We start from the raw sequence: 7,722 nt of genomic DNA on the forward strand, positions 1-7,722 counted from the left end.
ATATATGCTGCCTAAAAATTAAGAAAACTATCAGAAATTCCTCTATTTTCCTTTAATTTTCCTTTAATTTCCTTTAATTTCCTTCAATTTCTTTTAATTTCCTTTAATTTCCTTCAATTTCTTTTAATTTCCTTTAATTTCCTTTAATTTCTTTTAATTTCTTTTAAACACTCATCTCTTTCATACATACGGTATTTTTCTGGTTTTTTTGATAGTTTAACTCTGCCGATATCCCCTATTTTCGTTTTTTCGAACCTTAAGCATTTTTTCTTTTGTTTATTTTTTTTGATTTCTAAGAGATAATATTATAAATCTTTAGTTCTATATATTAATAAATAGTAGTGAGTTTGCCAGGGCTTTGAAGAGTTTTTACGTTTCTGTTAATCCAAAAGTCTATATATGTCTTATTGTCAATGCATCTCCGATAAGTTTATATGAAGATGCGCTTCATCTCGGACAGGAAACTGAAAACCTCAGCTGGCTGAATGGTTGTTGAAAGGGTTGATACGCAATAAGGGGAAATTTTTCAGAAAGCTGAATATTTTTACTGTTGAAGGGATTGCTGCTATCTTCTTTTCAACCCTGCTAATCATACTGAATAAATGTACGGTAATTATGTCAAATTATAAAACAGGCAAAAATTTTATATGTAGATATCCTGGTATTTTTGAAGACAGATCTGAACGGATACAAACCCAAGGTCACGCGTGATAGGAATGGAGCGAAACTTCCCAATTCAGTGTGCAGATTTTGATAGATTGGTTACGGATAGTGTTGACGGAACCCGGGTTAAAGTATCAGACATGCCTGACCTGAATGATCCGTGCTTCTATGCGGATAGGGAATACAGCTGGCTTCAGTTCAATGACAGAGTTCTTGAAGAAGCTCTGGATGAACGCAATCCTTTGCTTGAGAGAGTCAAATTTCTTTCTATCTTTGGGAGCAACCTTGACGAGTTTTTTATGGTAAGGGTTTCCGGGGTTCAGAAACGCATTTCGGAAGCTGCAAAGGAAGACCGCATAGATGAACTGGCTCAGGAACAGCTTCGGGTCATCCGGAAAGAACTTCTAAGGCAGCTCCATCATAATGATAGGTGCTGGAATGAAGTGCTTGAACCTGCCCTGAGGGAAGAAGGAATCAAAGTCCTCAATTACTTTGAACTTTCCGGAGAGGACAGAGAAAAACTCAGAGATTATTTTGAAAGAAACATTTTTCCGCTGCTCACTCCTCTAGGTTTCGACTCCGGACATCCTTTCCCTCATATCTCAAACCTCAGTCTTAACCTTGCAGTACTTATCGATGACCCGGATTATGGCGAACGTTTTGCCAGGGTCAAGATCCCTCCCATGTTCTCAAGGCTGATTATTGTGCCTGAAGAGGGACAGGAAAAAATACCTTCCAGTTTTGAAGAACTGACAACAGGCCGTTTTGTGTGGCTTGAACAGCTTATTGCTGCAAACCTCGATTTGCTGTTTCCCGGGCAGCGCATCCTGGGGGCTTATCCCTTCAGGATCACGAGGGACGCAGATCTCGGCTTTGATGAAGATGGAGACAAAGACCTTCTGACTGCTGTAAAGCAGAGGGTAGGGAGAAATTACTTCGGTCCGGCTGTCAGGCTTGAAACCGATTACACTATGCCTGAAAGGGTTTCTGAGATTCTTCTCAAGAACCTGGGACTGACCCCTCCCCTTATGTTCAGGTCAGCCGCACCTCTGGGCCTCTCAAGCCTCATGAAGCTTGCTCAAATCAACCGGCCTGAGCTTAAATACGAGCCTTTCGAGCAGAAAAAACATCCCCGTATGGCTGATAAAGAAAACATTTTTGCAGCCTTAAAACAGAGAGATATCCTTCTCTATCACCCTTATGACAGTTTTGAATCGGTAACCGACCTGGTAGAAGAAGCCGCTGACGATCCGGATGTTCTGGCGATCAAAATGACGCTTTACAGGGTGGATGATAACTCCAGGATTATCCAGGCTCTCATGAAAGCTGCGGACCGGAACAAGCAGGTTGCGGTCCTTGTTGAGCTCAAAGCCCGGTTTGACGAAGAGAACAATATCGGCTGGGCAAAAGAACTAGAGCGCAAAGGAGTCCACGTAGCTTATGGTTTTCCGGGGCGTAAGACTCATGCCAAGATGTGCCTGATTGTGAGATCTGAAAAAGAGGGCGGCATCAGGTACTATGTGCATATGAGCACTGGAAACTATAATGCTGTCACGGGAAGGATCTACACAGACTGCGGCTATCTGACAAGCGACCCTTTCATCGGTAAAGATATTTCCGACCTTTTCAATGCCCTTACCGGCTATTCAAGGAAAGACCATTATATCAAGCTCCTGGTAGCTCCTCAGACCATGAGGCATCAGATCCTTGAACGCATCAGGCGCGAGATTGATGTACACGAAAAATTCGGAAACGGACACCTGATCTTCAAGATGAATTCCCTTGTGGACTATCAGTGCATCCGTGAGCTTTACAGGGCTTCACGAGCCGGGGTAAAGATAGACCTCATTGTTAGAGGTATCTGCTGCCTGAGGCCCGGTATTTACGGGCTGAGCGAAAACATCAGAGCAATTTCGATAGTCGGGCGTTTTCTTGAGCATTCAAGAATATACTACTTCAGGAACGGCGGAAAAGAAGAGATCTTTATGGGGAGCGCCGACCTTATGCCCCGCAACCTCGACAACAGGGTCGAAGTTCTCTTTCCAGTGTCCCAGGATTATATTCCTGTCGTGCGCGATGTCATCCTTGGCACCCACCTGAAAGATAATATAAAAGCCCGTCTTCTGCTTCCAAATGGCAGGACTGAAAGGATTTTCCCTCAGCCTGAAGAAGAAGAACTGGATTCTCAGCTCTGGATGCTTGAGAATAGAGGTGCCTGGGACATTAATACATAAGGAAACTGAAGTGGAAATCAAATTTTTTGTATCCTCTTCAAATTGAGTGGAAATCTTTCTTTTCTTTTTCTCCTTCCTTTTCTTTTCGTTTCTTCCATTTTTTTTACCTATTTTCTGGATTTTTTCCACCTGAAGTTTATATATATCTTTTCAGAGTTTTGTATGGGGCAGGGTTTTTGAACTTACAATTTTACATATATAGAAAGATATAAATTAGGCAAATAAGGGACCGAAAAACAAATCTCAAATAGAATAAAAATCTGAACAAATATTGTGAAGCTTATGAAGCTCTCGAATCCTTCGAAAAAACGAAAGGCAGGGCTTTCAGGTGGTCATGAATGGAACCCGAGAAAATTTCCGAAGGCAGGGTTGTTGCGTTTATTGATATAGGGACTAACTCGGTCCGGCTTCTTCTGGTCCGGATCAATCCCAACGGGTCTTACCAGCCCCTGACCAAGCAGAAGGAAACGGTGCGGCTTGGAGATAAGGAATTTATAGACAGAATTTTGCAGCCAAAAGCAATGGAGCGAGCAACCTTTGTCTGCAAGAAGTTTATGGAGCTTGCAAGGGCTTACAGGGCAGAAGAGATTATAGCTGTGGCAACCTCTGCAACACGGGACGCAAGCAATAAAGTCCAGCTTCTTGAAATGATTAAAAAGGAAGCAAACCTCGAGGTCTGCACGATTTCAGGTTCAGAAGAAGCCCGTCTTATTTATCTGGGGGTCTCAAGCGGGCTCAAGCTCGGAGACTCAAAAGCCCTTTTTATTGATATTGGGGGTGGAAGTACTGAAGTGTCGGTAGGGGACCAGAGCCAGTGCTATTTCCTTCATTCCCTTAACCTCGGATCAATCCGCCTGACAAATATGTTCCTCCCGGATGAAACAGGTCCTGTCTCCGAGGAACGTTACGAACAGATCAAGGCACACATCAGGCGAAAGAGTGCGGATATAATTAAAGAACTTTCCAAATACACGGTAAGCTGCGCAGTCGGAAGCTCGGGAACCATTGAAAACCTTGCAAAAATCGCTTTTGTTTATCTGCACAAGACAGCCCATGAAAGTTTTGAGAAACTTGAGTACGAAGATCTGAAGAAAATTGTCAGGGCAATGTGCGCCCTTCCGCTTGAAGAGAGGCGCAAGTTTCCCGGGATAAACGCTCAGAGAGCAGACATAATACTTGCAGGGGCTGCGATTATAGAGACTCTTATGGAGGAACTTGAACTGCCGGAGATTACGGTCAGTAAACGCGGGCTCAGGGAAGGTTTGCTTGTAGATTATATTTCAAAGAGCGAGTTCTCGTACATGGTTACTCAAATGTCGGTAAGAAAACGCAGCATTATGCAGCTTGGCCTTGCCTGTAATTTTGATGAGGAACACGCTCATATCGTTTCAAGGCTTGCCCTTGAGCTCTTTGACAGTATTCAGGCTCTCGGGATCTATGAGTTTAAGGAGAGTGAAAGAGAGCTTCTTGAGTACGGTGCAACCCTGCACGACATAGGAACATTCCTCTCATATGATACCCATCAGGCACATGCCTATCATCTCATCAGAGAAAGCAGTCTTCCCGGCTTCCAGCCTGAAGAAATAGAGATAATGGCAAACCTTGCTTATTTCCACAGAAAAAACACCCCTAAAAAGAAACATCCCAACCTTGAAGGGCTGAGTAAAGAAACGGTGAAAAGTATCAGAGCACTCAGCGCCCTGCTCCGTATTGCCGAAGGGCTTGACCGCTCCCATACAGGTATCATATCTCACGTCCGTTTCTATATAGCTTCCACTGAAGTTCTTGTTCTTGAGATGCACGCCCAGCGGGAGTGCCAGCTCGAAATCTGGGAAGTCGAGAAACAGAAGAAACTCTTTAAGAAAATTTTTGGATATTCTCTCCAGTCCAAAGTACTTATAGACCAGCCTGTGGGAGCTCCATTGGTTTTTGAAGGGACCGTTGAAGTTGAGGAAGTCCCGCGGGACTGAAGTTTTTATTTAATTTTTCTGAAAAATGTATTGAAGCCCGTCAGATGCCCTCATACAGGCTTCTGACCGCAATTTCAATTTTCTTTCTAAACTCGCCTGTCCGGACTTTTTCCCAGGCTTTAGGAAAAGTGTCGAGCAAACTTAGAAGCTCTGCTTCTCTGAAGGCAAGGTAAGCTTCAACTCCTCCAGGGTTTTCTGGAACTTTATTTTCATCTGCTGTCTTTTCATTTCCCAAAAGCCCCCAGGCTCCTGTTTTTAGATAGGTTCCCAGCATTTCAGTTGCAACGGCCGCATCATGAAGGTCTCCGAGGTGGTCCTGAAGAGCTTTAAAATCTTTAATCAGGCTCTCAACTTCTTTCCCGAGAACGTTCTCAAAAAACTCCATAGTATAACGCAGCCCTTTGGCAGCAATCCTGAGCCTGTGAAGTCTTTCAACTGAAACATAGGGTCCTTCCACCCATTCGAAATAGGCGCTTATGTCGGCTAAACGGGCATAAAGGATCGAAGGAAGAACGTCCTTTACCCTGTGAGGGAGAGAATCATGTTTTTCCGTAGTTGTGGGAAGGGCCCAGGTTTCGGGAAACTCAAGAAATTCCGAAAAGTCTTTTTTAAAACGGCTGTATTTTTCACTGTCCAGGTAATCAAGCATATCCTCTCTGGCTTTTTCTCTTTCCTTTTCAAGTGTAAGAAAAAGGGGATCAAGGTCATGTTCATGCCCCAGAGGAAGGGTTTTCAGGTAAGTCTCTGCTTTTTCCCGGAAAACATCCAGGTCACGGACTCCTCCCAGGGCACCAAGAGTTCTCCTGAGCCCCTTAACGTGAGGCTCAACTTTTTCAAAGTCAAGGTATTTCTCAAAAACTATTGCTGCTGCCCTCATCCTGCGGACTGCAACGCGCATGTCATGAAGCTCTTCAATATCTTCTCCCTTTCGGGTTCCTTTTTCATGGGCAAGCATCTGGGAGAACTGATATGCAAAGATCCTGTGAGCAACAAAGGCCATGGAATCTTCCGGGCTGACCGTGAATTTTTGAATATCTTTTCTTTTTTTCTTTTCAGTGCTTTTTTCGGCTTTTTCCGGGGTTTTTTCTGATGTTTTTTCTAAATTTTTGGCTTCAGGAGGTTCTTTTGCCTGAGTAAACCGTAAATCGGTGCTGAATAGATATTCCCAGAGGTCGCTTTTCTTTTCTGCCCTTTTTGCAGTTTTTTCCGCATCAGATCCTGTAAGTTCTATTTCGACTGCTCCGTCAAGCTGCCTGAACCTGCAGGGCAAAGCAATTTGATTTTCGGTTTCCAGGCTGCTTGCGATCCTGAGAAAAGCCGTAAGAGTAAGGGCTTTGTTCTGGAAGGCAGGAGAAAGATTGGCATCTATTTCTTCAAGCGCGAGGCAGAGATTTTTCTCAGCTATTGAAGGGTCCTGAAGTTCCATAATCAGAGCCAGCATCTGCAGTTCATTAAGCTTCAGGCCTTTAAGGGGGTGCGTAAGGATAATCTCTCTGCTGATAGGTTTTTCTTTTTCTCCGCTTGCTGTACTTCCAATATTCCGCAGAAGAGCTGCAAGCCCGAGCAGTTCCCTTTCCTCTTTTCCAAACCAGTGATATGCAGAAAGCCCATCAAAGAGGGCAATAGATACTGACTTTATATTTTCTGCCTTTTCTCTGTCGATTCCATAAAAATTTAAGAGGGCTTCGGGAGTCCATTCCTCATAACCTATTTCTGTCCAGCCGTTTTCTGGACTTCCTCTTCCGGATTGAAAGTAAAATATCAGGTTTTTTCCAGGTTTTTTCTCTTTGTCTACTGTAAACGGAAAGATGGAAAGCCTTTCTTTTTCAAACCTGGAGAGTAAGGCTTCGATCTCAGGCTCCGGAATTTTGAGCAGGAGGCTGAGTTCTGCGGAATTGCTGCCTCTGTCAAGTAAAAGCAGGATTTTGGCTTGCTTTCCATAGATGTTTTTGTGGTTAGCCAGCTGTGTACATACAGCTCTTTCTCTCAGGTCAAGAAGAGATTTTTCCGGGAGATTTTCCCTGAAAATATAAGCTCTTTCAAACTTTGAAAAGGGGCTTTCTGCGAGTTTATAATGACCGAGCAGGAAATCCCGGATAGCTTCAAGGTCCTCAACAGTCCCTCCGCTTTTAAGTTCAACCTCAAGTTCATTGTATATTTTTTTCCTGCTCTCGCTTTTCAGGTTTACCCTGTCCAGATAAAGGTCAGCTACAGGCTTTTCTTCAAGCGTCAACTGGCGGATTATTCTTTTCTGTTTGAGAGTGATAAGCGGGAACAGGTTAAGCCCTGATGTGAATTCGAAAATCATGTTTCTGATCCGGAGGTCAGGGCATTCGAGTACAGAAAGCCCATCAGGCAGGAAACTGACATATTCTTCCCTTCTGTGGGTTCCGGCTTTAAAACCTCCCAGGCTTTTGATGGTAATCCATTTCCCTTTTTCCCCTGAGTCTTTTCTTACTCTCAGGTAATATCCTGCAGCCATTATGTCTTTATTTTTCGTATCAAGAAAAGTGTCCTCATTTAGCTGGATCTTAGCTTCAGAAACTGTATAAGAAGCAAGCCTGGAGAGATTTTCAAGTGCCTTAAAATCCGTTTCTTCCGGTACCAGAAATTTAGATTCTATTTCCATACTTTTTCTTCCCGCCCCACATAAATAACGAGCACGCTTGTGCCTGTTTCTCAAATATGCAGTTAACTTTCAAATAATGTGCTCATGAATTCTTTCATCTGGATAATTTCAATAACATTTACTCATTTTTCAGCTCTTCCTGTACACTTTTCAGTTGTTCATTCAATTCTCTTTTTATTCATTTTTTCTTCAGTCAATAGTTCTTATTATTAATCAACCTTAAATA

At 43.3% G+C, this 7,722-nt stretch carries 3 protein-coding genes; 2 read left to right on the plus strand and 1 reads right to left on the minus strand.

What is annotated here, in order from left to right; translation table 11 throughout:
* Nucleotides 1–716 precede the first annotated feature (716 nt).
* Complete coding sequence (gene ppk1 / locus PLL47_RS06720) at nucleotides 717–2,897, plus strand: polyphosphate kinase 1 (protein WP_324445427.1); 2,181 nt, start codon at nucleotides 717–719, stop codon at nucleotides 2,895–2,897.
* A gap of 338 nt (nucleotides 2,898–3,235) precedes the next feature.
* Nucleotides 3,236–4,867 carry a Ppx/GppA phosphatase family protein gene (locus tag PLL47_RS06725; RefSeq protein ID WP_324445422.1) on the plus strand — a complete coding sequence of 544 codons (1,632 nt, stop codon included), beginning with the start codon at nucleotides 3,236–3,238 and terminating at the stop codon, nucleotides 4,865–4,867.
* 40 nt (nucleotides 4,868–4,907) lie between these two features.
* Here PLL47_RS06725 and PLL47_RS06730 read toward each other — a convergent pair whose 3' ends face one another.
* Nucleotides 4,908–7,496: a CYTH and CHAD domain-containing protein gene (locus PLL47_RS06730; protein ID WP_324445423.1), complete on the minus strand. Its 2,589-nt coding sequence runs from the start codon at nucleotides 7,494–7,496 to the stop codon at nucleotides 4,908–4,910.
* Between the last annotated feature and the right edge of the window lie 226 nt (nucleotides 7,497–7,722).

The sequence above is a fragment of the Methanosarcina sp. genome, from assembly GCF_035390745.1.
GTDB lineage: Archaea > Halobacteriota > Methanosarcinia > Methanosarcinales > Methanosarcinaceae > Methanosarcina.

Excerpts from the sequence above, each read along its gene's own strand:
- ppk1 (WP_324445427.1), top strand. The coding sequence starts at position 717 with ATGGAGCGAAACTTCCCAATTCAGTGTGCAGATTTTGATAGATTGGTT.
- PLL47_RS06725 (WP_324445422.1), top strand. The coding sequence starts at position 3,236 with ATGGAACCCGAGAAAATTTCCGAAGGCAGGGTTGTTGCGTTTATTGAT.
- PLL47_RS06730 (WP_324445423.1), bottom strand. The coding sequence starts at position 7,496 with ATGGAAATAGAATCTAAATTTCTGGTACCGGAAGAAACGGATTTTAAG.